A 252-nucleotide genomic window follows, 5' to 3' on the forward strand; every position below is an offset into this window, starting at 1 on the left:
CGCCAACCCCAAACGCCCCGATATGACCGCCTATCGCATCTATCGCCGGTTCCTGCTGGACACCAGCCAAATGCCCGGCGGTTATTATGCCGCCAAAGGCCGCCGGCAGCTCTTGCGGCATCTGGTCGATGCGATGCTGTCGCAGGCAGACCCCTACAAGGCGCTTTGTCCGACACCAAAGACGGACCCGCCAAAGTTGATGGCGGTCCGGTGACCGTGGGCATGCGTCAAAACCTGTTTGTCTATAACGGC

At 60.7% G+C, this 252-nt stretch carries 1 pseudogene; it reads left to right on the plus strand.

Annotated features, from left to right (window positions below):
• Window positions 1–214, plus strand: a pseudogene (locus ACTG4B_RS09475) (capsule biosynthesis protein CapA); the annotation flags it as partial.
• Window positions 215–252: the final 38 nt, after the last annotated feature.

The sequence above is a fragment of the Yoonia sp. genome (assembly GCF_965660735.1).
In the GTDB taxonomy this organism is placed as follows: Bacteria; Pseudomonadota; Alphaproteobacteria; order Rhodobacterales; family Rhodobacteraceae; genus Yoonia.